The organism is Undibacterium sp. JH2W (assembly GCF_049340425.1).
GTDB lineage: Bacteria > Pseudomonadota > Gammaproteobacteria > Burkholderiales > Burkholderiaceae_D > Undibacterium.
Map to the genome: position 1 here is coordinate 1 of NZ_JBMPOT010000078.1, position 392 is coordinate 392.

Annotated in this window: 1 protein-coding gene; it reads right to left on the minus strand. The window is 51.8% G+C overall.

Going from position 1 to position 392, the window contains the following annotated elements; genetic code table 11:
• Positions 1 to 392, minus strand: a 392-nt coding sequence (locus ACO0LC_RS29190; protein WP_423009767.1) for a transposase, incomplete at both ends; no start/stop codon positions are given.

A 392-nucleotide genomic window follows, 5' to 3' on the forward strand; every position in this document is an offset into this window, starting at 1 on the left:
GCTAAAAGCAACTCGCAATATTTTACGTGCGATGATCATGATAGCGGCCGTTGAGGGCCAGCCAAGTCGCCGGTAATGTTGATACAAGGGTGCCCACACCTTTGATTTGGCTGCTGCCATACCAGCGTTAAATAGCAAGCGGCGCCCTTCAGCAGGGCCTCGCTTGGATAACCTCCTGCGTCCACGTTTTTGGCCAGAGTCACAGGGACGTGGATCCATACCGACAAATGCAACGACAGCATCACTGTTTGTGAAACGAACGCGGTCAAACAGATTGGCCAGCCAGGAGCTGGTTAATAGCCCGACTCCTGCAATGGATTGCAAGCGACAGACTTGTTCATCCCGGTTGGGAATATCCTTATTCAATGCGGCAATGTCCTGATCGATTTGCT